Genomic DNA, 26,116 nt, shown 5'->3' with positions numbered 1-26,116 from the left:
GGATCCCTCGCGCCGGCCGATTGTCATATGCTACGGTTTGTAGCGCTATGATTTGTACCGGTATCGCAGGGCGCCGGTATCGTCAAGCCATCGTTCCATGGGGAATCGGAAATCAGCGACGCTGAGAGCCGGCGGCTGTCTCACTCTGGCCGAAATGGCTGTGAACCCGGTCTGCGTCGGTCAACGCTGCGCGCTGTCGGAGCCGCAACGGACGACATCAGGGCCATCGCAGCACGGCCACCTGCCATGTGAGTTAGCCCTGCCCGGACTTGTCCGGTCCGCGCGTCCGGAAGCCGCTTCGGTGCGCGAAGGCCCGGCCATCTCTGACGAAGTGGGGACAGAGGAGCGCAATACGTCGAGCGCCACAAGCGATCGAACGGGCGGATCTTAGAGAAGGCGGCGCAGGCCGCGGCCGGCAACTGATCGCGAGCGTGGCCGCTCTCAGGTCTGCGACGAGACCGGCTGTCGTTCTCGGCAAGCGCGCCTTGGTCTGAAACAGGGGTAAGGCGCGCTGCGAGGTCGAGATGGTGCGCGGGGCAAAGCGACCGAGACGATCGCGCGCGCCCCGCTCGGAAAGCGTGCGAGCCGGCTCCTCATTCCTCATTTCGAACGGGAGCGCGGCTTCTTATCCTTTAGCCTTGCGATCAGAACATCGCCGGCGGGCTGAGATTGACGCCGTGCTGCACCAGCACGAGTGAAGCGACGACGCCGGTCAAGGCGAACATCGTCACGAGGCCGAAGCCGGAATTGAGCGCATGGGGTCCTACAAGCTTTCGCGCGATCGTCATCAACATGAATGTCTCCTCCAGAATTTTCATCAATGGCCGTCAATAGAAAGACGGCGCGTTACCGGGGGGTTTCCGGGAATGGAGAAAGCAGCGACGACATCGTGCGTGGTGAATGCATCCTTGAATGCGCAAAGCGGCCGGCATGAAGCCCGCTTAACGCTGATGGGGCGTTTGGAATTGATTAGCTACGAAGGGCATGCCGACGCGCGAGCAGGTTGAATATCTTGGGAAGCTCCCGCCAAGCGATCGACGTGTCAGCAGCAGGGGTGGCTTGCTACCGCGCGGAGGACGCGCGTCTTGGTGGTGATCTCTGCTGGACTCCGTGGCGGCTTTCGACAGCTATCATGATGGCGAGCGCACGATCATCATGGAGAGGTAGCTCAGCCCCCGTGACGTGACGACGACTGCAGGTCTCCAACCGGTGCCCAGGGGATCGCTAGTCCGTGCCGGGCTCGGCCACCTCTTGGGTCGACAGCCACCAGTCATCGCCTGCGAACCAGCAGCTGTCGTCGGGCGGACCGTCGAGATGGAGCGAGCGCACGGCGTCCCATGCTCCAGAGAACGCTTCGCTCAAGCGGCGGCCGCCCTCTTCGTCCTGGAGGCCGACGCAGCCGATGAATGCGGCGCGGCTGACGAATGTCGCCGGCCACGCCGGGCCCGTGCCGGGACGGGTGATCAGCAGCATGCCGCCGAACACGCCCTGCGGCGCCAGCGGAAAGAGCAGCCGCCCTCCAGGCCGCAGGCTGTTCAGCCAGCTCCGGCTCGGCTTCGCAGCTCCCGCGCAGACGTAGATCACATCGGCCGCAGGCAGCTCCGCCTCGACGCCGGATTGCATCCTTAGTTCGACGTGCGACAGATCCTTCAGGTTCTCGCGCGCCCGCACCGCCATCGCCTCGTCGATCTCATAGCCGCAGACCCGGCCCCGCGGGCCGACCAGATGCGCGAGGATTGCGGTGTAGTAGCCGCTGCCGACCCCGATCTGCACCACGGTGTCTGCCGGCCTGATCGCGCAGGCGCCGAGCCACAGCGCGTGCGCGGCGGGCTGGCCGATATTGATGCCGCGCTCGTGGTCCAGCGCGAGCAGCAGGTTCTGGTACAGAAACGCCGGGTCGTCGTCGGGCGTCTGCACATAGGGATGGCCGCCGATGGTCATCCACCAGGGACCCGGTCCGGCGAACGGCTCGCGCCGGACCGCGCGGAACGCCTCCTCGATGCGCGCATCATCGTGTTTTGCGGAGGCGCAGATCAAGCTGGCATAGAACGAGCGATATTTTTCCGACGGATCCACGACGCGGCCTCCCGGGATGGCTGACAATCGCCGGTATCATATGCCGGGCGCCCCTTGGCATCACCAGGAATCTGGGGGCGCTGCCCGCCCGTGTGGATCGCATCGTGCGTGCGTCCGCGTGAAACGGGAGCGTCGCGCTCAGTGCTCGGCATCCCGCGCGGCTGCAATCGCCCAGGCGAGGAAGATCGAGATCACGTCGTCGAGATGACCGGGGCCGCAGAAGGCCTCGAAGACGTTGCCGCGCACGCGGCAATGGCACCAGTCATCGTCGTCGTCGCCTTGAACCTTGACCTCCGTGAAGGCGCGTTCCGCCAATGCCGTGAAGGAGAGGTCGATCCTGAGGGTCCATCCGGGGTTGTCGAGCGTGCCGATCTTGATCCCATACTGGCGCTCCCATCGGCCATTGCATTGAGAAGCGTACCAGTCCTGAAGCGCCTTCAGAGGCTCGATCTGATGCGGCATCAGGATCTCACGTGCTCCGTGACATTCGGCGCGGACCGAACGCGCTCAAGACAGCAGCGTCACGCGGCCATCTCCTCCAGGGCAGACGCGACGTCGGCGGCCACGTCGTCATTGCGCGTCTCCGCGCCCGTTCATCAGCGCGGCCGCGACCAGTCCGGCCGCGATGGTGTCGCGCGTCGTGCCGAGATGCGCCGTGATGATCGTCACCGCGCGCTCGGTGTCGCGCGCCAAAGCCGCCTCCATCAGCTCACGATGCTCGCGGGCGGCGTCGCGCTCACCGCGGTCGGCCTTGTGAGCCAGTTCGAGATAGCGCTCATTATGCGCAAACAGAAGATCGCGCACACGGAGCATCCAGGCGCTGCCACAGGCCCGGGCAAGCGCGGCGTGGAATTCGTTGTGCGCCGTGATCCAGTCAGGCAGGAAGCTGCCGTCCGCATTGGCGACCGGCGTCGCGGCCAGCCGATGATGCGCCGCGACGACGGCGGCCTCCCAGGCGAGATCACCATTGGCGATGGCGCGGCGCAGGCATTTCGTTTCGATCTCGATGCGCATGTCGGTCAGATCGCGCAGGTCGGCCACCGAGACCGGCGCGACGCGAAAGCCGCGCTGCGGCATCGCCGTCACCAGCCCCTCCGCCGTCAGCCGCGCCAGCGCCTCGCGGATCGCGCCTGGGCTGACCGCGAACGCCGATCCGAGCTCGCTGATCTTCAGCTTCTCCTCCGGCCGGTAGAGGCCGGCGAGCAGGCTGGCGCGGAGCTGTTCGTAGACGGTCTGGGTGGCGCTTCCCGACATGACTCGCTCGATGACATCACGCACAGCATAGCAGAGCCAAAAGTATATTTTCTCTAAAAAGTATATTTTAATTGCCGGATGAAGGGCAGCTGCTATCCTTTCCGGCAAAACGCCGCTGCAGGCGGCCATCCGGGAGGTATCGATGCGAAGCGCCATCGCAGCTGCGGGATTGTTCGTGGTCGTGTCGATACTGGCGGGGCCGGCCCAGGCCGAGGATCAGCCCGGCATCACCGCCGGCGAGATCCGCATCGGACAGACCATGCCCTATAGCGGGCCGGTTTCCGCGTTCGGCATTCTCGGCAAGGGCGAGGTCGCCTATTTCAAGATGGTCAACGACCGCGGCGGCATCAACGGCCGCAAGGTCAACCTGATCTCGCTCGACGACAGCTACGTCCCGCCCAAGACCGTCGAGCAGACCCGGCGCCTCGTCGAGAGCGACGAGGTGTCCTTCATCTTCTCGACCATGGGCACCGCGCACAACACCGCGATCGCCAAATATCTGTCGGCCAAGAAGGTGCCGCAGCTGTTCGTGGCCTCCGGCGCCTCGAAGTTCGGCGACCCCGCGCAGTTTCCGCTCGCCCTGATGGGCGTGATGGCGCCGTTCCGCAACGAGGCGCGGATGTATGCGCGCTACGCGCTGCAGAAGAAGCCGGACGCGACGTTCGCGATCCTCGCGCAGAACGACGATTTCGGCCGCGACTATCTCGCCGGCCTGAAGGACGTCCTCGGCGAGCGCTTCGACACGGCGGTGACGGTGGCGAGCTACGAAGTGACCGAGCCGACCATCGACTCGCAGATCGTGAAGCTGAAATCGAGCGGCGCCGACGCGCTGATCATCGCGGCGACGCCGAAATTCGCGGCGCAGGCGATCCGCAAGACCTTCGAGATCAGCTGGCGCCCGATGATGTTCCTGAGCAACGTATCGGTGTGGATGTCCTCGGTGATGGAGCCGGCCGGTCTCGAGGCCGGCACCGGCATCATCTCGACGGCCTACGTCAAGGATCCGCTCGATCCGGTCTGGGCCGACGATCCCGGCGTCAAGGGCTGGCGCGACTACATGGCCAAATACGTGCCCGACGGCGACATCCGCGATTCCAACTACGTCAACGGCTACAACAACGGCATGGTGCTGGAGCACGTCCTGACGGCGGCCGGCAACGACCTGTCGCGCGAGAACATCCTCAGGCAGGCGCTGTCGATCAAGGACCTGGAGCTGCCGATGCTGCTGCCCGGGATCAAGGTCAACACATCAGACGGCGACCATCTGCCGGTCGAGCAGGTGCAGTTCATGCGCTTCACCGGCAAGCAGTGGGAGCGCTTCGGCGAGGTGCTGTCGACCAGGTAGCACGCGACTCCCCGGCGCGATCACGCGATCCGCGGAAACGGTCAGCGCCAAGCGACTCGCCTCAGCCGAACAGCGGCGTGCCCGGCACGAAGGCGTCGAACGCGGCCCAGAACTGCGAGCGGTAGCGGTCCTGCTCCTGCAGGATCTCGTGCTTGGCGCCGGCAATGACGAGATGCGAGCCGGCGCGCAGGTGATAGGCGAACTCCTCGATCGCCGCGGTCGACACCACGGCGTCGCTGGACGCCGCCAGCATCAGGATCGGCTGGCGGATCTGCGACGGATAGGTCATGCCGCGGAACGTCACCATGGCCGAGAAGGCGGCGTCGGCCCAGGCCACCGTGGGCGAGGCGATGCCGAGCGTCGGGTCCTCCTCAAGGATTGCGGCGTTGCGCGCATAGCGCACGGGGTCGGACGTCAGCGGATTGTTGACGAAGGAGGCAAGCCCGCTGATCTCGTCATTGCCGCCCGGCACGTAGCGACTGCCCTGGCCTGCGATCCGCATCGCCCGCAGCAGCAGCCGCGCCGGCAGCGACGTGCGCCGGCCCGGCAGGTCGATCATCGGCGCCGACAGCACGACGCGGTCGAACCAGCGCTTGCCGGAATGCGCGAGCCTGAGCAGCACGGTGCCGCCCATCGAATGCGCCAGCGCGAAATAAGGCGGCGGACAGTCCGGCAGCACGACCTGGGTGACGAAGGTCTCGACGTCGATCTCGTAGTCGGTAAACGAGCGCACATAGCCCTTGCGGGAATCGCGCAACCGCCGCGACGAATGGCCCTGGCCGCGCCAGTCGATGATGGCGACTGCAAAGCCGCGGTCGCGCAGGTCGCGCACCGTCTCGAAATACTTCTCGATCATCTCGCTGCGGCCGGTGAACACGCAGACGGTGCCCTTGCGCCCGGTCGGCGGCGCCCAGCGCGCAAAGCGCAGCTCGGCGCCATCAGGTGTCTTGATGGTGCCGGCGGTGGCGTTTTCAGGGACGGGATTGGCGGGAATCGAGACGAGCGTCATGAGGGGCCCATCGAATAGGTGAAAGGCGGGCGGAATCAAGGGGTGGAACGGCAAAAAGAGCCGCTTTCGGGGGCCCTTGAACGCTGAAACGTTCGACCCATATCGAAATCGTGCAGGCCTGATACGGCTGCACGACAGCCCGGCCCGATGGCGGGCGGGTTTGCCAACAGTCGCTCAATGGAGGACTTTGACCATGCGTACCTACGACCTCACCCCGTTCTATCGTTCCACCGTCGGTTTCGACCGTCTGTTTTCGCTGCTCGACCAGGCGACCGCCGAGCCCAGCCCCGGCTATCCGCCCTACAATATCGAGCGCACCGGTGAGAATGCCTACCGCATCACCGTCGCCGTCTCCGGCTTTGGCAAGGATGAGCTCTCCCTCGTCGCGAAGGAAAACACGCTGACGATCAAGGGCGAGAAAGCCGCCAACGAGAACGGCAAGAAGGCCGAGGTGCTGTATCGCGGCATCGCCGCCCGGGCGTTCGAGCGCTCGTTCCAGCTCGCCGACCACGTGGTGGTGAAGAACGCCAGCCTCGAGAACGGCCTGCTCCACGTCGACCTCGTGCGCGAGATCCCCGAGGCCAAGAAGCCGCGGTCGATTCCGATCTCGACCAACGCCAAGGCCGAGCAGCCGGCGATCGAAGGCTCGGCCGAGAAGGCCGCCGCGTAACCGCCCCCTCCCCTCCAGGACTGCAAACGCCCCGGGCAACCGGGGCGTTTTTTTGTGCGGTGAGCGAGAAGAAGTCGTGTGCTGCCCCGCCTGACAAGAGCGGCCGCCTTCCCAGCGCGAGCGCACGCGTGGCCGGGCCGCTACTGCGAACTCCGCTGTCATGCCCGCGAAGGCGGGCATCCAGTACGCTGCGGCGGTCGTGACAGGCCGAGGTGCCGGTGAATGCTGGATCGCCCGGTCAAAGCCGGGCGATGACAGGTTTGGTCGGGGCGGCAGCGCGGCAGCCCATGCAAGTAACTCAGTCCAGCCCCTGCGCCGGCGGCATCTTCGCGGTCGGTAGGATCTGCGGCGCCGGCCTGGCGGCGGGCGCGATGGACCCGGTCGTCTGTGGCGCGGCCGCGGCCGACTGGACCGGCTTGGCATCCGACGGCTTCACCTCTGATGCCTTGGCATCGGCGGGCTTGATCTCTGAAAGCTTGGCGTCCGACGACTTGGCATCAGCGGCCTTAGGATCAGCAGCCTTGGGATCAGCAGCCTTGGGATCAGCAGCCTTGGCTTCACCCGCCTTCGGCGCATCGGCCTTGGCCTCGACCGGCTTCGTCTCGACCGGCTTCATCTCCGCAGGCCTGGCCTCGGCGGGCTTGATGTCCGGCTTCGGCGCCGGCTTGACCGCCTCGGCTGGCTTGGGGTTGAGGGCCGCGGTCTGCGGCGGCGGAGCCACCGGCCGGGCCGCAGGCGTCGGCACTTTCGGCTGGGCCGGCATGGCGGTCGCAACCCGCGGCGCGGGCGGCATCGCCGGCACCACGCGCGGATCGGCCCGGATCACAGTCGGCGCCGGCAGTCGCTCGAGACCGCCGCGCGGCTCGAAGCGCATCCGCTCATAGTCTTCGCCCCATTGGAAGGCCGGCACGAAGCGGAGGATGCGGCCCGAGCGGGCATCGACGACGAGCTTGCCGTCCTCACCCTGGCGGTCGAGCACGGCCACGATATAGACATTGCCGCGCTGGCGCGGCGCGCCGAGCGGCGAGAAGCCGTTGTCGCGGAGGATGGCATAGACCTCATGCACCGGCAGGAACGCCGGCGCGTAGCCAAAGTCCTGCTGATAGCCGTCTCGATAGCCGTCCTGCCGGTAGACCGGCGCGGGCGGCGCGTAACGCTGGTCGCGATAGCCGTAGTCAGGTCCCGGCCCGTAGCCGTAACGCGGCGGCGGCGCCGGAACGACGGCAGGCGGCGGCTCGGGATAGGGCTGGTCGAAATCCGAGACTGCCGAATAGGGGGCACGAAGCCCCGACGGCGGGAGCGGCTCGGCCTGCGCGGCAAAGGTCGCGATCAACGAGGCCGAGACGGCTCCAACTAGCAACTTCATGGCTCAAAGCTCCTGCATGCCCCCGCACGTGAAGCTGTTCGCTTCTTCTGAGTGCTGCGCAGGTTCTGCCGTGATTCCGGCGGTGCTGGGTCGGAGAGTGGGCGGGATCGAGGCGAAGGGTTTCAAAATGGAGCGAGGTGCGTGATCGGCCGGCCCGGACACGTCGTTCCCAAACGGAAGATTTGCCGGAGGAATACGCGCCTTGCCGCGCCCGGGCTCAGGACTCCGATGCGCTTGTGTGATAGGTTGAAGTTTGGCATCTTGCGTTTTAGGACAGAAATGCTGTCTAAAATTTCGTTGCAAAGGTGACCGAGACTTTGCAATGATGTTACGGCGCCCAGTGACCTTGCGGCATGGGCGTTGCGACACGAACAGGCCGCCGTCGTCCAGAGGGGACCCTGTCCCCCGGCGACTGGCCTGAATTCTGCAAATGCGGCTCGCTGAGAAGGACGAGCGTTGGTTCCGGAGAGGGGCCCGCGCAGCGCCCGGGGTGCGCCGGACTGTACCGGACTGTGGTGAAGGCCCTGACCAATAATTTATGGGGACGGATATGAGCGGATCGAAGGTCGAGCACGGAAAGTTGGGCGGCGCGGTGCTGGCTGTGGATTCGCACGAAAAACCGGCCGAGATCACCCGCGAGTTGCATACGTGGCGGCCGGAGGCCGAGGGTCTCTATGACCCCTCGCAGGAGAAGGATTCCTGCGGCGTCGGCTTCATCGCCAACATCAAGGGCCAAAAGTCGCATCAGATCGTTGCGGATGCGCTGAGCATTCTCTGCAACCTCGAGCACCGCGGCGCCGTCGGCGCCGATCCGCGCTTCGGCGACGGCGCCGGCATCCTGGTGCAGATTCCGCACGCGTTCTTTGGCCGCAAGGCGAAGGAGCTCGGCTTCACGCTGCCGGCTCCGGGCGAATACGCCATCGGCGCGCTGTTCATGCCGCGCGACGAGGCCTGGCGTAACGTCATCAAGAGCATCATCGCCGACCAGATCGAGGAAGAAGGTCTGGTGCTGCTCGGCTGGCGCGACGTGCCGACCGACAACTCCTCGCTGGGCGTGACGGTCAAGCCGACCGAGCCGCGCAGCATGCAGGTATTCATCGGCCGCAACGGCGCCGCCAAGACCGAGGACGAGTTCGAGCGCAAGCTCTACATCCTCCGCAAGTCGATCTCGCAGGCGATCTATCAGCGCCGCGACCGCGGCATGTCGGGCTATTACCCCTGCTCGATGTCGTGTCGGACCGTGATCTACAAGGGCATGTTCCTGGCCGACCAGCTCGGCAAGTACTACGCCGATTTGCACGAGCCGGACTTCGAGAGCGCGCTGGCGCTGGTGCATCAGCGCTTCTCGACCAACACTTTCCCGACCTGGTCGCTGGCGCATCCGTACCGGATGATCGCGCACAATGGCGAGATCAACACCCTGCGCGGCAACGTCAACTGGATGGCGGCGCGGCAGGCGTCGGTGTCGTCGGAGTTGTTCGGCAAGGACATCAGCCGGCTCTGGCCGATCTCCTATGAAGGCCAGTCGGACACCGCCTGCTTCGACAACGCGCTCGAATTCCTGGTGCAGGGCGGCTACTCGCTGCCGCACGCCGTCATGATGATGATCCCGGAGGCGTGGGCCGGCAATCCGCTGATGAGCGAGGAGCGCCGATCGTTCTACGAATACCACGCCGCGCTGATGGAGCCGTGGGACGGCCCGGCCGCGATCGCCTTCACCGACGGCCGCCAGATCGGCGCCACGCTCGACCGCAACGGTTTGCGGCCGGCGCGCTATCTCGTGACCAAGGACGACCGCATCGTGATGGCGTCCGAGATGGGCGTCTTGAAGATTCCCGAGGAGCAGATCGTCACCAAGTGGCGGCTGCAGCCGGGCAAGATGCTGCTCGTCGATCTCGAACAGGGCCGCCTGATCCCGGACGACGAGATCAAGGCGCAGCTCGCCGCCAGCCACCCTTACACCGAGTGGCTCGCCCGCACGCAGATCCAGGTCGAGAAGCTGCCGGACGCGCCGACCACGGGCGCGCGCACCAATCTGCCGCTGCTCGATCGCCAGCAGGCGTTCGGCTACACGGCCGAGGACATCAACATCCTGATGACGCCGATGGCCTCGACCGGCGAGGAGGCGATGGGCTCGATGGGCAACGACGCGCCGATATCGGCGCTGTCGGACAAGCCCAAGCTGCTGTTCACCTACTTCAAGCAGAACTTCGCCCAGGTCACCAACCCGCCGATCGACCCGATCCGCGAGGAGCTGGTGATGAGCCTGGTCTCGATCATCGGTCCGCGGCCGAACCTGTTCGACCTCGAAGGCGTCGCCTCAACCAAGCGGCTCGAGGTGCACCAGCCGATCCTGACCGATGCCGACCTGGAGAAGATCCGCTCGATCTCGGAAGTGTCCGACAGCCACTTCGTCTCGCGCACGCTCGACACCACCTTCGACGCGAGCCTGGGCGCCGCCGGCTTCGAGCAGATGCTCGAGGATCTTTGCGGCCGCGCCGAAGCTGCGGTCCGTGAAGGCGTCAACATCATCATCCTGTCCGACCGCATGGTGTCGGCGCAGCGGATTCCGATTCCGTCGCTGCTCGCCTGCGCCGCCGTGCATCATCATCTGATCCGCACCGGCCTGCGCACCTCGGTCGGTCTCGTCGTGGAGAGCGGCGAGCCGCGCGAGGTGCATCACTTCGCGTGCCTGGCCGGCTACGGCGCCGAGGCGATCAATCCTTATCTCGCCTTCGAGACCATCGTCGCGCTCAAGGACAAGCTGCCGGGCGCGCTCAGCGACTACGAGGTGGTGAAGCGCTACATCAAGTCGATCGGCAAGGGTCTGCTCAAGATCATGTCGAAGATGGGCATCTCGACCTATCAGTCCTATTGCGGCGCGCAGATCTTCGACGCGGTCGGGCTCAAGGCCGAATTCGTGCAGAAGTTCTTCTACGGCACCCACACCCCGATCGAAGGCGTCGGCCTGCCCGAGATCGCCGAGGAGACTGCGCGCCGCCATCGCGACGCGTTCGGCGACGCGCTGGTCTACAAGACCGCGCTCGACGTCGGCGGCGAATATGCCTTCCGCACCCGCGGCGAGGATCACGCCTGGACGGCGGAGTCCGTCGCGACCCTGCAGCATGCGGTGCGCGGCAACTCCAAGGAGCGCTACCAGGCCTTCGCCAAGCTGCTCAACGAGCAGTCCGAGCGGCTCTTGACCCTGCGCGGCCTGTTCCGGATCAAGTCGGCCGAGGACGACAAGCGCAAGCCGATCCCGCTCGACGAGGTCGAGCCGGCGAAGGAGATCGTCAAGCGCTTCGCCACCGGCGCGATGAGCTTCGGCTCGATCTCGCGCGAGGCGCACACCACGCTCGCGATCGCGATGAACCGGATCGGCGGCAAGTCGAACACCGGTGAAGGCGGCGAGGAAGCCGACCGCTTCAAGCCGCTGCCCAACGGCGACTCGATGCGCTCGGCGATCAAGCAGGTCGCCTCGGGCCGGTTCGGCGTGACGACGGAATACCTCGTCAACTCCGACATGATGCAGATCAAGATGGCGCAGGGTGCCAAGCCCGGCGAAGGCGGACAATTGCCCGGCCACAAGGTCGACGCGACCATTGCCCGCGTCCGCCACTCGACCCCGGGCGTCGGCCTGATCTCGCCGCCGCCGCATCACGACATCTATTCGATCGAGGACCTCGCCCAGCTGATCTACGACCTGAAGAACGTCAATCCCGACGGTCAGGTCTCGGTCAAGCTGGTGTCGGAAGTCGGCGTCGGCACGGTCGCCGCTGGCGTGGCCAAGGCACGCGCCGACCATGTGACGATCGCCGGCTTCGAAGGCGGCACCGGTGCCTCTCCCCTCACCTCGATCAAGCACGCCGGCTCGCCATGGGAGATCGGCCTCGCCGAGACCCACCAGACGCTGGTGCGCGAGCGGCTGCGCAGCCGCATCGTGGTCCAGGTCGACGGCGGCTTCCGCACCGGCCGTGACGTCGTCATCGGCGCGCTGCTCGGCGCCGACGAATTCGGTTTCGCGACGGCGCCGCTGATCGCGGCCGGCTGCATCATGATGCGCAAGTGCCACCTCAACACCTGCCCGGTCGGCGTCGCGACCCAGGACCCGGTGCTGCGCAAGCGCTTCACCGGCCAGCCCGAGCACGTGATCAACTTCTTCTTCTTCGTCGCCGAGGAAGTCCGCGAGATCATGGCTGCGCTCGGCTATCGCTCCTTCAACGAGATGGTCGGCCAGACCCAGATGCTCGACCAGTCCAAGCTGGTCGCGCATTGGAAGGCCAAGGGCCTCGATTTCTCCAAGCTGTTCGTGAAGCAGCAGGAGGCGCCGGGCCAGAAGATCCACCATGCGGAGATGCAAGATCATCACCTCGAGGCCGTGCTCGACCGCAAGCTGATCGAGCAGGCCAGGCCCGCGCTCGACCGCGGCGCGCCGGTGAGAATCGAGGCAGAGATCAACAACACCAACCGTTCGGCGGGCGCGATGCTCTCGGGCGCGGTGGCCAAGATCTACGGTCATGCCGGCCTGCCGCAGGACACCATCCATGTCAGCCTGAAGGGCACCGCCGGCCAGGCCTTCGGCGCCTGGCTCGCCAATGGCGTCACCTTCGAGCTCGAAGGCGAAGGCAACGACTATGTCGGCAAGGGCCTGTCGGGCGGCCGCATCATCGTCAAGCCGCCGCGGAACTCCGGCATCGTACCGGAGGAGTCGATCATCGTCGGCAACACCGTGATGTACGGCGCCATCTCGGGCGAGTGCTACTTCCGCGGCATTGCCGGCGAGCGCTTCGCGGTCCGCAACTCGGGCGCGGTCGCGGTCGTCGAGGGCGCGGGCGATCATTGCTGCGAATACATGACCGGCGGCATCGTCGTCGTGCTCGGCAAGACCGGGCGCAACTTCGCGGCGGGCATGTCGGGCGGCGTGGCCTATGTGCTCGACGAGGCCGGCGACTTCGACAAGCATTGCAACATGGCGATGGTCGAGCTGGAGCCTGTGCTGTCGGAGGAGATGATCGCCGAGGACACCTATCACCAGATGGGCGATCTCGAGGCGCACGGCCGGGTCGACGTGTTCAAGAACCTGCTGGCCTCCGACATCGAGCGGCTGCACGTCCTGATCTCGCGCCATGCCAAGGCGACCGGCTCCAAGCGCGCCGCCGACATCCTGGCGAACTGGAAGGATTACGCGCCGAAGTTCCGCAAGGTGATGCCGGTCGAGTACCGCCGCGCGCTGCGGGAGCTCGCGGCCAAGGCCGACGCCGAGCCGAAGATCGCGATAGGGGCTTGAGGCGAGGGCGACAACCAAGGACGTCATTGCGAGCGCAGCGAAGCAATCCAGGGCCAGGAAGACAGTCTGGATTGCTTCGTCGCCTCCGGCTCCTCGCAATGACGGTATGAAGCAGACGGGCCTCGCCCTTCGAGACGCGGCGCACGCGCCGCTCCTCAGGGTGAGGAGAAGCAGGAAACTAAACCCTCATGGTGAGGAGGCGCGAAAGCGCCGTCTCGAACAATGAGGCCCGAGCAGTCAGGGACGTCACAGGTCATGGGCAAGGTCACAGGTTTTCTCGAAATCGAGCGGCACGATCGCAAGTACGCGCCGGTTGCCGAGCGTCTGAAGAACTTCAATGAGTTCGTGGTGCCGCTCTCCGAGAAGGAGCTGCGCGACCAGGCGGCGCGCTGCATGAACTGCGGCATCCCCTATTGCCACGGCACCGGCTCGGCCGCGCCGGGCACCACCGGCTGCCCGGTCAACAACCAGATCCCGGACTGGAACGACCTGATCTACAACGGCAACTGGGAAGAGGCCGCGCGCAATTTGCACTCGACCAACAATTTCCCGGAGTTCACCGGCCGCATCTGCCCTGCCCCGTGCGAAGCGTCGTGCACGCTGAACATCGACGACAATCCGGTGACCATCAAGACGATCGAATGCGCCATCGTCGACAAGGCCTGGGAGAACGGCTGGGTCAAGCCGGAGCCGGCCGCGGTCAAGACCGGCAAGAAGGTCGCCATCGTCGGCGCAGGCCCCGCCGGTCTCGCTGCCGCGCAACAGCTTGCGCGCGCCGGCCACGACGTCCATGTCTATGAGAAGAACGCCAAGGCCGGGGGCCTGCTGCGCTATGGCATTCCCGACTTCAAGATGGAGAAAGGCATCATCGACCGCCGCATCGGACAGATGGAGGGCGAAGGCGTCACCTTCCATTACGGCGTCAACGTTGGCGGCAAGGATGGCCTCGATGCCAAGACCCTGCTGAAGGATTACGATGCCGTGGCGCTGACCGGCGGCGCGGAAGCGCCGCGCGATCTGCCGATCCCTGGCCGCGATCTCTCCGGCATCCACTACGCGATGGACTTCCTGCCGCAGCAGAACCGCCGCGTCGGCAACGAGCCCGTGAACGCGACCGAGATCCTCGCCGGCGGCAAGCACGTCGTCGTCATCGGCGGCGGCGACACCGGCAGCGACTGCATCGGCACCTCGCTGCGCCAGGGCGCCAAGTCGGTCACCCAGCTTGAGATCATGCCGGCGCCGCCGGAGCGCGAGGATAAGGCGCTGACCTGGCCGAACTGGCCGCTGAAGATGCGGACCTCATCGAGCCAGGCCGAAGGCGCGGTGCGCGAATTCGCGGTGCTGACGCAGAAGTTCGAAGGCGAGAACGGCGTCGTCAAGAAGCTGCATTGCGTACGCGTCGACGGCCAGTTCAAGCCGATCCCGGGCACCGAATTCGTGCTCGATGCGGACCTCGTCCTGCTGGCGATGGGCTTCGTCCATCCGATGCACGAGGGCCTGCTCAAGGGCCTCGGCGTCGACCTCGACCCGCGCGGCAACGTCAAGGCCAATTTGACGGACTACCAGACCTCGCTGCCGAAAGTGTTCTCCGCCGGCGACATGCGCCGCGGCCAGTCGCTGGTGGTGTGGGCAATCCGCGAAGGCCGCCTGTGCGCCCAGGCCGTCGACAAGTTCCTGATGGGCAAAACCGAGCTGCCGCGGTGAGCGCGGAAGGGCGTTGGTTGGGCGAGGCCCACTCAGTTGGACTCGACCTGCCACCGCAAAGTTGGTGCGCTCCCCTCCTCCTTGCGGGGAGGGGTTGGGGGTGGGGGTCTCCGGGCGCTGAATCGCGTTGAGTTCGCCAGCCTTTGAGCTGACGCGCGGCGAGCAATTCGTTGTCTAACGCACTCCCGTCATTGCGAGGAGCGAAGCGACGAAGCAATCCAGAGCCCAGCAAACGACTCTGAATTGCTTCGCTCCGCTCGCAATGGCGCGGTGAGGCCGTTCGACTTCAGCGAGCCCCCTGCTCGCAGAACGATCTGCCTATCCCTCAATACGTCGAGCGGGACGCGTGGACCCCCCGTCCCCTCAAGGGGGCGGGGCGCGCACCGTCATCGCGGTCTCATATCGAATCCATCTGACAACAGACAAAAAGGGGTGGGGGCTTCCTCGACGTGAGTTTCCGCACGGCCTGAAGTGGCAGGTCAGGCCGTCGTCCCATGATCGATCGGATGAGCGTCGAAGCGTCAGAGACGACGATCCACCGTGAAGCCCCCACCCGTCCTGGCCGTCAGGCCAGCTCGGATGAGCCGCGGCTTGTGCGGCTCCGAAACTCAGGCGGGATGCGGCCGCGTGCGGTGGCAGGTGCCCCGCTCCGCGTTCGACATGCTCAACGAGATTGCACGTGTGGCGCGCATCACGATGTCAATCATCTTGAACGGTCCCCATTGTTCGACAGCCGGACGCCGCGAGCCCCCTCAGGTTCCCGCAACCTAAGGCTGCGACTCTTAAGATAAGAAGAATGACGGCGCCGGCATTCCATTCAAATGCTGGTCAAGACTCGAAAAAAGCACACGATCCGTGTGCCCGCGGTTCGCATGAATCACGAGCAACGTTCGATCATCGAACATTGTTGTCGTACGTCGATGCTGCAATCAAATCGTCGTTCGCGCCCAGATGTCGTCGACGGGCACCGGCGGTGTCACGCGGAAGATCTCATCGATGACGCGGCCGAGCTCGGCAGCGGTCTGGATCGTACGTTCCTCGGTGATCTCACCATCGCGCGCCTCGATCACCGAGCGGCGGTTGACCAGCTTGTGCCGCGCGGTGCGCGTGACCCGCTCCATGATCAGCGTGGTGGTGATGGGCACCGTCGGGTTGGTCGAGGTGTACCAGCTGCCGAGCACATAGTCGGCATGGATCTGCGGCACCAGGTCGAAGGCGTACATCATGCGCCAGCCGGTCGGCTGCCTGGCACTCAACGTATAGAGCCCGTTCCACGTGTCGACGCGGAAGGTTCCCATCGCGGTCGGCTGCTCGTGCCCGATCTCTAGCGGAATCGGCGCGTCCATCATGCAGATGCCGAAGCCGACGTCGGCGATGTAGGGACGACCATCGAGCTCGACCAGCAGCATCATGTGCTGTCGCGGTCCGAGCGGATCGCCAGGAGCCGAACGCCAGCGCACCCGCCCGGTGAGACCGATGGCCTTGAATCCGATCGCGTCCAGCACCGCCTGGAACAGCACGCTCTGCTCGAAGCAGTAGCCGCCGCGCCGGCTGAATACGAGCTTCTGCTCGACCGAGGGCAGATCGACCAGTACCGGGCGCCCCAGTAGCGGATCGAGCGCCTCGAACGGGATCGCGTCGACATGCGCGGCCTGCAGCGCCGTGAGCGTCGCGAGATCTGGTCTCAGGGGCCCGGAATAGCCGATGCGGGCGAGATATCTGTCGAGCTGAAAGGCGTCGGCCATCGTCGCGCGCTCAGCTCTCGGTCCGCGCCCAGACATCATCCGCCGGCACGGGAAGCGCCACGCCGAACACCTCATCGATCACGTTCCGCAGCGCTTCCGGCGTCTCGATGATGCGCTCGCTCTTCACCTCACCATCGCGCGCCTCGATGACGAAGCGGCGGTTGACGAGCCGGTAGCGCGCCTCTGATGTCAGACGCTCCAGGATCAGCACCGAGGTGAACGGTGTCGACGGGCTGGTCGAGGTGAACCAGTTGCCGAGCACATAGTCGGCATGGATCTGCGGCACGAGATCGAACACGTACATCATGCGCCAGCCGGCCGGCTGCTTGGCCGCGAGCCAGTGCAGCCCGTCAGACAACGTCAGACGAAACGTCCCCATCACTGTCGGCTGCTCGATGTCGGGCACCATCCGCAATGGCGTATCGAGCAGGCAGGAGCCGAAGCCGACATCGGCGAGATAGGGGCCCTCCGGCAGGTCGACCTTGAGCATCATATGCGTGCGCGGCGTCAGCGGCGCATCCGCATCGAGCCGCCAACGCACCCGCGCCGACAGCGGCGTGACCGCAAAGCCGATCGCCTCCAGCGCCGCCTTCAGCAGCGCATTCTGCTCGAAGCAATAGCCGCCGCGGCGGCCGTCGACGATCTTGGCCTGCACCGCGGCGAGATCGATGTTCACGGGCCGGCCGAGCAGCGGATCGATGCCTTCGAACGCGATCGCATCGACATGCGCCGCCTGCAGCCCGCTCAGCGTTTCAAGCGTCGGCGCCAGCGGCCCGCGATAGCCGCTGCGGGTGATGTATTTGTCGAGATCGAAGTCGGGAGGCATGAGTACAGCTCTAGCGGCAAGCTCGCGTTCGACTTGCGAGCGAAGCGAAGCAATCCTGGGGCTGAACAAGGACTCTGGATTGCTTCGTCGCTACGCTCCTCGCAATGACGGCGGGTGAGATCACGCTACCCCGGCGCGCAAGAGATCATGCATGTGCAGGATACCGACGGGCTTGGCGCCGTCGGTCACGATCAAGGTCGTGATCTTGGCGGAGTTCAGGATCTCCAGCGCCTCGGAGGCGAGTGCCTCGCGGCGGACGGTGCGCGGGTTGGCGGTCATGATCTCGTCCACCGAGACGGACAACAGATCGGCGCGCATCTTCCGGCGGAGATCGCCGTCGGTGATGATCCCCGCGACATGGCCGCGACCGTCGACGATGACGACGCAGCCCAGCCCCTTGGCCGACATCTCGGCCAGCGCATCGGTCATGCCGGTGCCGAGCGGCTTCAGCGGCACCGCGTCGCCCGAGCGCATCAGGTCCGAGATGTGCTTGAGCATGGCGCCAAGCTTGCCGCCCGGGTGGAAATTGGCGAATTCGAGCGCGGTGAAGCCGCGGCCTTCGAGCAGCGCGATCGCGAGCGCATCGCCGATCGCGGCCTGCATCAGGGTCGAGGTGGTCGGCGCCAGATTGTGCGGACAGGCTTCGCGCGCCCGGGGCAGCTCGAGCACGATGCGCGCGGCCTGCCCCAGCGACGATTGCGCGTTCGACGTGATCGCGATCATCGGGATGGCGAAACGCTTGGTGTAATTGACCAGCGTCTTCATCTCCGGCTGCTCGCCGGACCAGGACAGCGCGATGACGACGTCGTCGGAGGTGATCATGCCAAGATCGCCATGGCCGGCCTCGGCGGAATGGACGAAGAAGGCGGGCGTGCCGGTCGAGGCCAGGGTCGCGGCCATCTTGCGCGCGACGTGGCCGGACTTGCCGAGTCCGGTGAGAATGGCGCGGCCCTTGGCCTGGCGGATCAGCTCGACGGCGGCCGCAAAGGCCGGGCCCAGCGGACCGCGCAACGCAGCCGAGATCGCGGCAATGCCGTTGCTGCCGGCGTCGAGCGTGCGCAGCGCCGATTGGATATCCGCGTTGGCGGGAGGGGCTTCGGTCAACGGCTTCGATCTCGGCATTCTCGCTTCCAAGGCTGAAACAGTCAGGCGCCGCTCTTTAGCATGGGTAAGGCAGCAAGGCGTCATCAACAGCCCATTAACCATATTTGTTTTTACTCCCTTAACGACGGTGTTGGCCGGCGACGCGGGATTCCCCGACGACGCAATTGATTTTGTTGGAGTATTTCATCGTGGGGTGGAGGCCTGACAGCGGCCGCGCAGGGCGCGCGATGTGGCGCGGCGCCTCCGCCATCTGCCTGCTGCTCGGCGCCGGACCGGCCCAGTCCCAGACCATCGACGTGTTCCGACCGGTGCGCGACGGCTTTCTGGCTCCGCAGGAATCGCCATTGCGGCGGACCGCGGTCAGCGGCCTCTCCGATGCCGTCACAAACCCCGGGGTGCCGTCCACGCCAGCTCCGGCCGGCTCCGCATCCCGCACCAACCGCGTCCCCCTGCCCGGCGTCCCCGCCGCCAGCGGCGCGGCCGATGTCGGCTATGATTCGCTGAACCGGACGCGCAAGAAGCCGAAATACTACCCCGCCCAGGCGCGGCCCAGGCCGGCGCCGGGACCCGGCACGCCCTCGTCCGGCGATCTCGCCGGCCAACTGCGCCCGACCCTGCCGCCCTCGGCGTCCGCCAACCGGCAGCCGGTCCCGGCCGCCATGGCGGGCACCGTCCCAGGCCAGCCGGCGCGCCGGCGCCTGCGCATCGATGACGACCCGTTCGGCGCGGTCGGTGACTATGTCGGGCCGTTCCTGGTCAAGGGCGCGGTCGAGCTGTCGGCCGGCTATGACAGCAACCCGGCCCGACTCGCCAATGCGCGCGGCATGCCGGCGTGGATGATCGCGCCGGAATTCCTGGCGGTGTCCAACTGGGACCGCCACGCCGTGGTCGCCGACCTGCGCGGCTCCTTCACCGGCTATGGCAGCACCCTGCCCGCCATCATGGACGGCGGCATCAATTCCGCGCCGACCACACTCGACCGCCCCGATTTCACCGGCCATGTCGACGGCCGCCTCGACGTCACCCGCGACACCTCGGTCGGCGCCCAGCTCCGCTTACGCGCAGCAACCGACAATCCCGGCAGCCCGAGCGTGCAGGCTGGATTGGCGCGCTATCCGATCTACACCACGCTCGGCACCACCATAGGCGTCGACCAGCGCTTCAACCGGCTGCAGATCTCGGCCGGCGCCACCGCCGACCGCACCAGCTATCAAGAGAGCAAGCTGACCGACGGCACGATGACGTCGAACGACGACCGCAACTACAACCAGTTCGGCGGCATCGGCCGGGTGTCCTACGAGGTCACGCCCGGCCTGAAGCCGTTTGCCGAGGTCCAGGGCAACACCCGCAACTACGACCAGCAGTTCGACCGCTCCGGCTACCAGCGCGATTCGGCCGGCGGCTACGCCAAGGCCGGCACCTCGTTCGAGTTCACCCGGCTTTTGACCGGCGAGCTCTCGCTCGGCTACGCCACCCGCAGCTACACCGATCCCCGGCTCAACCGCCTGCAGGGCTTTCTCACCTCGGCCTCGCTGGTGTGGTCGGCGACGCCGCTCACGACAGCGCGGTTCTTCTCCGACACGCAGGTTGCGGAGACCACCGTGGCCGGCGCCTCCGGCGTGCTGGTGCGCACCTACACGGTGCAGGTCGACCACGACTTCCGGCGCTGGCTGACCGGCATCGGCAAATTCACCTTCGGCACGCTCGACTACCAGGGCTATGGCCGCAACGACCGGACCTATTCGGCGGAAGGCAACCTCGTCTACAAGATGACGCGCAGTCTCTGGGTCAAGGGCACGCTGCGCTACGACAAGCTGGACTCCAACATTGCGGGCGCCGGCTCGTCGGGCACGGTCGTGATGCTCGGCGTCAGGCTGCAGAATTAACCCCCGCTCTCTCCCCGTCATTGCGAGGAGCGAAGCGACGAAGCAATCCAGGGCTAAGCGCGCGACTCTGGATTGCTTCGCTTCGCTCGCAATGACGTGGTGAGGCCGCGGACTCAAACGATCACTCGCCTCGCAGGCCTACGCCGCGGCCACCGTCAGCTGGGCGCCATCGGCCTGGACGATGCGGACGCGGCTGCCGGCCGGCGTGTCCGGGCCGGCGACGCGCCAGACCGTGTCGTCGATGCGGACGGTGCCGTTGCCGCCGACGATCGGCTTCTCCAAGGTGAACTCGCGGCCGACCAGGGCGGCCGAGCGGCGGTTGAGGAACGGATTGTCCTGCGATGGCCTGGCGCTGGCGCGGGCGACGCGGCGCCATAGCGGCACGGCGGCGATCGCGAACAGCGCGAACAGCAGGATCTGCAGCTGCCATCCGGGCGCGATCACGAACGAGATCAGGCCGACCAAAAGCGCCGCGAGGCCGAGCCAGAACAGGAAGATGCCCGGCGCGAGCAGCTCCAGCGCCATCAGGATGATGCCGAAGATCAACCAGTTCCAGGTGCCGAGCGTGACGAACATGTCGCTCATGAACGACCTCCCCTGCCTATGATTGCGGCGGTATCGGCGGATTCGGCGTCGCGCGTGCCGACGGCACCGAGCCACCGCGGCGCGCCGCCACGGCCGAGGTCGCGCTCTCGCCGAAGGTCGCCTTGGCGATCTCGCCGATGCCGGCGAGTGAGGCCAGCATGCCCGTCGCCTCCAGCGGCAGCATGATCACCTTCTGGTTCGGCGAGTCGGCGAGCTGACCGAACGCCTTGATGTATTTGTCGGCGATGAAGTAGTTGAGCGCGGCGACGTCGCCCTTCGAGATCGCCTCCGACACCATCTGCGTCGCCTTGGCCTCGGCCTCCGCGGCGCGCTCGCGCGCCTGCGCGTCGAGAAACGCCGACTCGCGGCGGCCTTCGGCCTGCAGGATCTGGCTCTGCTTGGCACCTTCCGCGCGGAGAATTTCCGACTGCCGCTGGCCCTCGGCCTGCAGGATGTCGGCACGCTTGACGCGCTCGGCCTTCATCTGCCGGCCCATCGCCTCGACCAGGTCGGCCGGCGGCACGATGTCCTTGATCTCGATGCGGTTGACCTTGAGGCCCCAGGGCGACACTGCGGCGTCGACGACGCGCAGCAGCCGCTCGTTGATCTCGTCGCGATGCGACAGCACCTGGTCGAGATCCATCGCGCCCATCACCGAGCGGATGTTGGTCATGGTCAAGGTGACGATCGCCTGGTTGAGATTCGACACCTCGTAGCTCGCCTTGGCGGCGTCGAACACCTGGTAGAAGGCGACGCCGTCCACCGTCACGGTGGCGTTGTCCTTGGTGATCACCTCCTGCTCGGGGATGTCGATCACCTGCTCCATCATGTTGACCTTGCGGCCGATGCGGTCGAAGAACGGCACGATGATGTTGAGGCCCGGCGACAGGGTGCCGGTGTATTTGCCGAACCGCTCGACGGTCCAGTCGAACCCCTGCGGCACCGTCTTGACACCGGCGACCAGCGTGAGGACGACCAGCAGCGCCAGTCCTATGACAAAAATCTCGAAACCGCTCATGGACCCTCCAAGGGAGGAGAAAATCGTCTCCTCACCGAACTCTGCAGCCATCACAATCTAGGGATTGCCGCGTGAGTTTGTCGGGGGTCCGAGGGGCGCGGTTCAGGAAAGTATTTTCGCAATCCAACCGAAAACCGGCCTTGCAGCTGCGCTCGGTTGACCTAGCGAGCGGCAGAATACCGTCATCGGACCGGCTCAGAGCCAGCCTTGGAGCTCGCGCAGCACCAATTGCCGCAGCACCTCCATGCCCGGGGCGCTGTCGTTCAGGCATGGCACGGCGGAGAATTCCTCGCCGCCATTGTGCTTGAAGATCTCGCAGTTCTCGCCGGAGATCTCCTCCAGCGTCTCCAGGCAGTCGGCCGAGAAGCCCGGCATGACCACGGCGATGCGCTTGACGCCGTCCTTGGCAAGCTTCTCGATGGTCTTGTCGGTGTAGGGCTGCAGCCACTCCGAGAAGCCGAAGCGCGACTGGAAGGTCAGCATCAGCTTGGTGTCGTCCATGCCGAGCCGCTTGCGCAACAGTTCGGTGGTCGCGATACACTGCTCGCGATAGGGATCGCCCTTGTCGACATATTCCTTGGGCATGCCGTGGAACGAGGCCACGATCAGCTCGGGCTTGTACGGCAGCGTCTTGAGGTGATCCTCGATCGAGACGGCGAGCGCCTCGATGTAGAAATCGTCGTTGTAATAAGGCGGCGTCACCCGCAGGGTCGGCTGGGCGCGCATTTGCCCCAGCACGCGGAACGCCTCGTCGCACACCGTGGCCGACGTCGCGGCCGAATATTGCGGATAGAGCGGCACGACCAGGATGCGGTCGCAGCCTTTGGCCATCAGGCCCTCGATACCGGCCTTGATCGACGGGTTGCCGTAGCGCATCGCCCAATCGACCATGACGTGGCTGCGATCGGCGATGCTGGCCGCCAGCTTTTCGCTCTGCGCGCGAGTGATCGTCTTCAGCGGCGATTCGTTCAGCTCGGTGTTCCAGATCGACTGGTAGTCCTTGGCCTTCTTGCGCGGCCGGACGTTGAGGATGATCCCGTTGAGGATGATCTTCCACAGCAGGCCCTGGTCCTCGATCACGCGGCGGTCGGACAGGAATTCCTTCAGATACACCCGCACGCCGGCGGCGTCCGCCGTATCGGGCGTGCCGAGATTGACCAACAGCACGCCAGCGCGCGCAGCGCTCGCGACCGGCAACGGCCTGGTATCAACAGGCCTGGCATTGTCCAGAGAGATGGCGGCGGTCATGATGCCCGTGACGAGTGAAGGACGTGGCTTGGCGGCTTGTTTCGGCATTGTCAAGATAAGGGCCATTTCACCGATGTCATCGGGCCGGAGGAGCCATGACGATTGCAGAATTGTGCATTTTCGCCAGTGTCGTGCTGTACCTGGTAACGATCGTTCCCGTGAAATGGATCAGCGCCGGACAGGCCGGGCGCTACGATAATGCCAGACCGCGTGATCCCGGGTTCTACGATGGCGGCATCCGCGAGCGTGCGCTGGGGGCCCATCAGAACGGCATCGAGGCGTTCCCGTTCTTCGCGGCAGCCGTGCTGCTGGCCGAGTTCCGCGGGGCGCCGCAGAACCTGATCAACGAGCTGTCGGTGTTGTTCCTGATCGTGCGCAGCGCCTATGTGCTCACATATGTGGGCAACCGGCCCGCGCTGCGCTCGATCCTGTGGGCGATCGGCTTCTTGATCACCGTCGCGATCTTCTTTCTGCCTGTCCTGCGCAATTACCTGCCCATTTGACAACTCTCCCCGCCTCGCCGCGTGAGCAGCGTCACACCGCGGCAAGAATGGGCGCGCTATGCAGAGGCGCCCGGCCGCCCTGTGTACGCACTTCGTTCGTCCTTTGATCTGGTCCACTACGGCCAGTTGATTGGATTTGGCGGCGAAATTCCCTATAGGGCGGGGTGAATTCGACTGCTGCAGCGGCGCTGTGAGGCCGCCAGAGGGATTGTGATGACGCTGACCAGCTCGGCCTCCGCGCGCGCCTCGCGCGACCCGGGAAACTATGCGACGGCCCTGCAATCGACGGTGCGGGCGGCCTCCGACTGGCTGATCGCCAGCCAGAAGCCGGACGGCCACTGGGTCGGCCGCGCCGAGTCCAACGCCTGCATGGAGGCGCAATGGTGCCTCGCGCTGTGGTTCATGGGGCTGGAGGACCATCCGCTGCGCAAGCGGCTGGGCCAGTCGCTGCTCGACAGCCAGCGTCCCGACGGCGCCTGGCAGGTCTATTTCGGCGCCCCCAATGGCGACATCAATGCCACGGTCGAGGCCTATGCGGCGCTCCGCTCGCTTGGCTTCCGCGACGACGAGCCGCCGGTGCGCCGCGCCCGTGAATGGATCGAGGCCAAGGGCGGCCTGCGCAACATCCGCGTCTTCACCCGCTACTGGCTCGCCTTGATCGGCGAATGGCCGTGGGAGAAGACGCCGAACATCCCGCCCGAGGTGATCTGGTTTCCGCTCTGGTTTCCGTTCTCGATCTACAATTTCGCGCAATGGGCGCGCGCCACCCTGATGCCGATCGCAGTGTTGTCGGCACGGCGGCCGAGCCGCCCGCTGGCGCCCGAGAACCGGCTCGACGCGCTGTTTCCGCACGGGCGCAGGTCGTTCGATTACGACCTGCCGGTCAAGGCCAATGCCGGCGGCTGGGACAAGTTCTTCCGCGGCGCCGACAAGGTGCTGCATGCGCTGCAGAACTTCGGCGATCGGCTCAATCTCGGGCTGTTCCGGCCCGCAGCCCGCAGCCGCGTGCTGGAATGGATGATCCGTCACCAGGATTTCGACGGCGCCTGGGGCGGCATCCAGCCGCCCTGGATCTACGGCCTGATGGCGCTCTATTCCGAGGGCTATCCGCTCAACCATCCGGTGCTCGCGAAGGGCCTCGATGCACTGAACGATCCCGGCTGGCGCGTCGATGTCGGCGAGGCCACCTACATCCAGGCCACCAACAGCCCGGTGTGGGACACGATCCTCACTTTGCTCGCCTTCGACGATGCCGGCGTGCTTGGCGATTATCCCGAAGCCGTCGACAAGGCGGTCAACTGGGTGCTGGACCGGCAGGTGCGCGTGCCCGGCGACTGGTCGATGAAGCTGCCGCACGTCAAGCCGGGCGGCTGGGCGTTCGAATACGCCAACGCCTTCTATCCCGACACCGATGACACCGCCGTCGCGCTGATCGCGCTGGCGCCGCTGCGCCATGATCCGAAATGGAAGGCGAAGGGCATCGACGAGGCCATCCAGCTCGGCGTCGACTGGCTGATCGGCATGCAGAGCCAGGGCGGCGGCTGGGGCGCCTTCGACAAGGACAACAACCAGAAGATCCTGACCAAGATTCCGTTCTGCGATTATGGCGAGGCGCTCGATCCGCCGTCGGTCGACGTCACCGCCCACATCGTCGAGGCGTTCGGCAAGCTCGGCATCTCGCGCAACCATCCGTCCATGGTGCAGGCGCTGAACTATATCCGACGGGAGCAGGAGCCGAGCGGTCCGTGGTTCGGCCGCTGGGGCGTCAACTACGTCTACGGCACCGGCGCGGTGCTGCCGGCGCTGGCCGCGATCGGCGAGGACATGAGCCTGCCCTATATCGGCCGCGCCTGCGACTGGCTGGTCGCCCACCAGCAGGCCGATGGCGGCTGGGGCGAGAGCTGCGCCTCCTACATGGACATCAGCGCGGTCGGCCGCGGCACCGCCACGGCGTCGCAGACCGCGTGGGCGCTGATGGCGCTGCTCGCCGCCAACCGGCCTGATGACAAGGACGCGATCGAGCGCGGCTGCATGTGGCTGGTCGAGCGCCAGTCGGCCGGGACCTGGGACGAGCCGGAATTCACCGGCACCGGCTTCCCCGGCTACGGCGTCGGCCAGACCATCAAGCTGAACGATCCCGCGCTGTCGGAGCGGCTGATGCAGGGCCCGGAACTCTCCCGCGCGTTCATGCTGCGCTATGGCATGTACCGCCACTACTTCCCCCTGATGGCCTTGGGCCGCGCGCTGCGGCCGCACGGGCATGGGTAGGCGATGACCCTGCAAACGTAGCAGGTGCACATGAATGCGCCCTCTCCCCTTGCGGGAGAGGGCATCTCCGGCCCATCCACGTACTCGATCGGGTGAGGGGTATCTCACCGCGGACGACATTGCGGAAGCATACCCCTCACCTAATCGAGCTTGCTGCACTTTCCTACATGCCCTCTCCCGCAAGGGGCTACCGGATTCACACTTCGCCTCGGGCTAAGAGGT

General features: G+C 66.0%; 19 protein-coding genes. 7 read left to right on the top strand and 12 right to left on the bottom strand.

Annotated elements, in window-relative coordinates:
* Positions 1 to 644: 644 nt before the first annotated feature.
* The 4 genes from QQL87_RS30765 to QQL87_RS30750 all read right to left on the bottom strand — a co-directional run bounded on the left by QQL87_RS30765 (position 645) and on the right by QQL87_RS30750 (position 3,330).
* A complete protein-coding gene (locus QQL87_RS30765) occupies positions 645 to 794 on the bottom strand; it encodes a hypothetical protein (RefSeq protein ID WP_284422902.1) in 150 nt (49 codons plus the stop codon).
* A 430-nt stretch (positions 795 to 1,224) separates the two neighbouring features.
* The gene (locus tag QQL87_RS30760; RefSeq protein WP_284422903.1) at positions 1,225 to 2,076 is read right to left on the bottom strand and encodes a protein-L-isoaspartate O-methyltransferase family protein; all 852 of its coding nucleotides are present in this window, start codon (positions 2,074 to 2,076) and stop codon (positions 1,225 to 1,227) included.
* A gap of 138 nt (positions 2,077 to 2,214) precedes the next feature.
* A complete protein-coding gene (locus tag QQL87_RS30755; RefSeq protein WP_284422904.1) occupies positions 2,215 to 2,538 on the bottom strand; it encodes an immunity 53 family protein in 324 nt (107 codons plus the stop codon).
* A 108-nt stretch (positions 2,539 to 2,646) separates the two neighbouring features.
* Positions 2,647 to 3,330 (bottom strand): GntR family transcriptional regulator, encoded by a 684-nt coding sequence (locus QQL87_RS30750; protein WP_284422905.1) that lies wholly within the window; start codon positions 3,328 to 3,330, stop codon positions 2,647 to 2,649.
* Between the two features lie 142 nt (positions 3,331 to 3,472).
* Here QQL87_RS30750 and QQL87_RS30745 point away from each other — a divergent pair, with 142 nt between their 5' ends.
* A complete protein-coding gene (locus QQL87_RS30745) occupies positions 3,473 to 4,675 on the top strand; it encodes an ABC transporter substrate-binding protein (protein WP_284422906.1) in 1,203 nt (400 codons plus the stop codon).
* Positions 4,676 to 4,736: 61 nt separating this feature from the next.
* On the opposite strand, the gene QQL87_RS30740 is transcribed toward QQL87_RS30745, so the two are convergent.
* On the bottom strand, positions 4,737 to 5,684 hold the full coding sequence (locus QQL87_RS30740; RefSeq protein ID WP_284422907.1) for an alpha/beta fold hydrolase: 948 nt from the start codon (positions 5,682 to 5,684) through the stop codon (positions 4,737 to 4,739).
* 193 nt (positions 5,685 to 5,877) lie between these two features.
* Here QQL87_RS30740 and QQL87_RS30735 point away from each other — a divergent pair, with 193 nt between their 5' ends.
* A complete protein-coding gene (locus QQL87_RS30735) occupies positions 5,878 to 6,354 on the top strand; it encodes an Hsp20 family protein (RefSeq protein ID WP_284422908.1) in 477 nt (158 codons plus the stop codon).
* Positions 6,355 to 6,652: 298 nt separating this feature from the next.
* On the opposite strand, the gene QQL87_RS30730 is transcribed toward QQL87_RS30735, so the two are convergent.
* Positions 6,653 to 7,720: a hypothetical protein gene (locus QQL87_RS30730; protein WP_284422909.1), complete on the bottom strand. Its 1,068-nt coding sequence runs from the start codon at positions 7,718 to 7,720 to the stop codon at positions 6,653 to 6,655.
* 550 nt (positions 7,721 to 8,270) lie between these two features.
* Between QQL87_RS30730 and gltB the strand changes: the two genes are divergently transcribed.
* Both gltB and QQL87_RS30720 read left to right on the top strand, forming a co-directional pair.
* Positions 8,271 to 13,007: a glutamate synthase large subunit gene (gltB, locus tag QQL87_RS30725; protein WP_284422910.1), complete on the top strand. Its 4,737-nt coding sequence runs from the start codon at positions 8,271 to 8,273 to the stop codon at positions 13,005 to 13,007.
* A 255-nt stretch (positions 13,008 to 13,262) separates the two neighbouring features.
* Positions 13,263 to 14,711 (top strand): glutamate synthase subunit beta, encoded by a 1,449-nt coding sequence (locus QQL87_RS30720; RefSeq protein WP_284422911.1) that lies wholly within the window; start codon positions 13,263 to 13,265, stop codon positions 14,709 to 14,711.
* Between the two features lie 929 nt (positions 14,712 to 15,640).
* Here the strand turns inward: QQL87_RS30720 and QQL87_RS30715 are convergent.
* From QQL87_RS30715 to QQL87_RS30705, 3 genes are all read right to left on the bottom strand, one after another.
* Positions 15,641 to 16,456, bottom strand: a complete 816-nt coding sequence (locus QQL87_RS30715) for an arylamine N-acetyltransferase family protein (RefSeq protein WP_284422912.1) — start codon at positions 16,454 to 16,456, stop codon at positions 15,641 to 15,643.
* Positions 16,457 to 16,466: 10 nt separating this feature from the next.
* On the bottom strand, positions 16,467 to 17,282 hold the full coding sequence (locus QQL87_RS30710; protein ID WP_284422913.1) for an arylamine N-acetyltransferase family protein: 816 nt from the start codon (positions 17,280 to 17,282) through the stop codon (positions 16,467 to 16,469).
* Between the two features lie 120 nt (positions 17,283 to 17,402).
* Entirely contained in the window at positions 17,403 to 18,404 is a 1,002-nt protein-coding gene (locus tag QQL87_RS30705) for a KpsF/GutQ family sugar-phosphate isomerase (protein ID WP_284422914.1), read from the bottom strand.
* A gap of 170 nt (positions 18,405 to 18,574) precedes the next feature.
* Here QQL87_RS30705 and QQL87_RS30700 point away from each other — a divergent pair, with 170 nt between their 5' ends.
* Positions 18,575 to 20,272, top strand: a complete 1,698-nt coding sequence (locus QQL87_RS30700; protein WP_284422915.1) for an outer membrane beta-barrel protein — start codon at positions 18,575 to 18,577, stop codon at positions 20,270 to 20,272.
* Between the two features lie 138 nt (positions 20,273 to 20,410).
* On the opposite strand, the gene QQL87_RS30695 is transcribed toward QQL87_RS30700, so the two are convergent.
* The 3 genes from QQL87_RS30695 to hemH form a co-directional block, all read right to left on the bottom strand.
* Positions 20,411 to 20,857, bottom strand: coding sequence for an NfeD family protein (locus tag QQL87_RS30695; RefSeq protein WP_284422916.1), 447 nt, complete (start codon positions 20,855 to 20,857; stop codon positions 20,411 to 20,413).
* A 16-nt stretch (positions 20,858 to 20,873) separates the two neighbouring features.
* On the bottom strand, positions 20,874 to 21,875 hold the full coding sequence (locus QQL87_RS30690; RefSeq protein ID WP_284422917.1) for an SPFH domain-containing protein: 1,002 nt from the start codon (positions 21,873 to 21,875) through the stop codon (positions 20,874 to 20,876).
* Positions 21,876 to 22,070: 195 nt separating this feature from the next.
* Positions 22,071 to 23,123: a ferrochelatase gene (gene hemH / locus QQL87_RS30685; protein WP_284422918.1), complete on the bottom strand. Its 1,053-nt coding sequence runs from the start codon at positions 23,121 to 23,123 to the stop codon at positions 22,071 to 22,073.
* Positions 23,124 to 23,218: 95 nt separating this feature from the next.
* Between hemH and QQL87_RS30680 the strand changes: the two genes are divergently transcribed.
* Together QQL87_RS30680 and shc are read left to right on the top strand one after the other, a co-directional pair.
* Complete coding sequence (locus QQL87_RS30680) at positions 23,219 to 23,626, top strand: MAPEG family protein (protein WP_284422919.1); 408 nt, start codon at positions 23,219 to 23,221, stop codon at positions 23,624 to 23,626.
* A 213-nt stretch (positions 23,627 to 23,839) separates the two neighbouring features.
* The gene (gene shc, locus QQL87_RS30675) at positions 23,840 to 25,894 is read left to right on the top strand and encodes a squalene--hopene cyclase (protein WP_284422920.1); all 2,055 of its coding nucleotides are present in this window, start codon (positions 23,840 to 23,842) and stop codon (positions 25,892 to 25,894) included.
* Positions 25,895 to 26,116: the final 222 nt, after the last annotated feature.

Origin of the sequence: Bradyrhizobium sp. SSBR45G, from assembly GCF_030159255.1 — a bacterium.
GTDB lineage: Bacteria > Pseudomonadota > Alphaproteobacteria > Rhizobiales > Xanthobacteraceae > Bradyrhizobium.
The sequence above is the reverse complement of the archived record's forward strand: the minus strand, read 5'-3'. Positions and strand labels throughout refer to the sequence as shown.

Bases quoted from the DNA above. Each gene is read 5' to 3' on its own strand.
- QQL87_RS30745 (WP_284422906.1), top strand. From the start codon at position 3,473: ATGCGAAGCGCCATCGCAGCTGCGGGATTGTTCGTGGTCGTGTCGATA.
- QQL87_RS30690 (WP_284422917.1), bottom strand. From the start codon at position 21,875: ATGAGCGGTTTCGAGATTTTTGTCATAGGACTGGCGCTGCTGGTCGTC.
- QQL87_RS30695 (WP_284422916.1), bottom strand. From the start codon at position 20,857: ATGAGCGACATGTTCGTCACGCTCGGCACCTGGAACTGGTTGATCTTC.
- QQL87_RS30710 (WP_284422913.1), bottom strand. From the start codon at position 17,282: ATGCCTCCCGACTTCGATCTCGACAAATACATCACCCGCAGCGGCTAT.
- QQL87_RS30715 (WP_284422912.1), bottom strand. From the start codon at position 16,456: ATGGCCGACGCCTTTCAGCTCGACAGATATCTCGCCCGCATCGGCTAT.
- QQL87_RS30765 (WP_284422902.1), bottom strand. From the start codon at position 794: ATGTTGATGACGATCGCGCGAAAGCTTGTAGGACCCCATGCGCTCAAT.
- QQL87_RS30750 (WP_284422905.1), bottom strand. From the start codon at position 3,330: ATGTCGGGAAGCGCCACCCAGACCGTCTACGAACAGCTCCGCGCCAGC.
- QQL87_RS30755 (WP_284422904.1), bottom strand. From the start codon at position 2,538: ATGCCGCATCAGATCGAGCCTCTGAAGGCGCTTCAGGACTGGTACGCT.
- QQL87_RS30705 (WP_284422914.1), bottom strand. From the start codon at position 18,404: ATGCCGAGATCGAAGCCGTTGACCGAAGCCCCTCCCGCCAACGCGGAT.
- QQL87_RS30735 (WP_284422908.1), top strand. From the start codon at position 5,878: ATGCGTACCTACGACCTCACCCCGTTCTATCGTTCCACCGTCGGTTTC.
- QQL87_RS30680 (WP_284422919.1), top strand. From the start codon at position 23,219: ATGACGATTGCAGAATTGTGCATTTTCGCCAGTGTCGTGCTGTACCTG.
- hemH (WP_284422918.1), bottom strand. From the start codon at position 23,123: ATGACCGCCGCCATCTCTCTGGACAATGCCAGGCCTGTTGATACCAGG.
- gltB (WP_284422910.1), top strand. From the start codon at position 8,271: ATGAGCGGATCGAAGGTCGAGCACGGAAAGTTGGGCGGCGCGGTGCTG.
- QQL87_RS30720 (WP_284422911.1), top strand. From the start codon at position 13,263: ATGGGCAAGGTCACAGGTTTTCTCGAAATCGAGCGGCACGATCGCAAG.
- QQL87_RS30730 (WP_284422909.1), bottom strand. From the start codon at position 7,720: ATGAAGTTGCTAGTTGGAGCCGTCTCGGCCTCGTTGATCGCGACCTTT.
- shc (WP_284422920.1), top strand. From the start codon at position 23,840: ATGACGCTGACCAGCTCGGCCTCCGCGCGCGCCTCGCGCGACCCGGGA.
- QQL87_RS30740 (WP_284422907.1), bottom strand. From the start codon at position 5,684: ATGACGCTCGTCTCGATTCCCGCCAATCCCGTCCCTGAAAACGCCACC.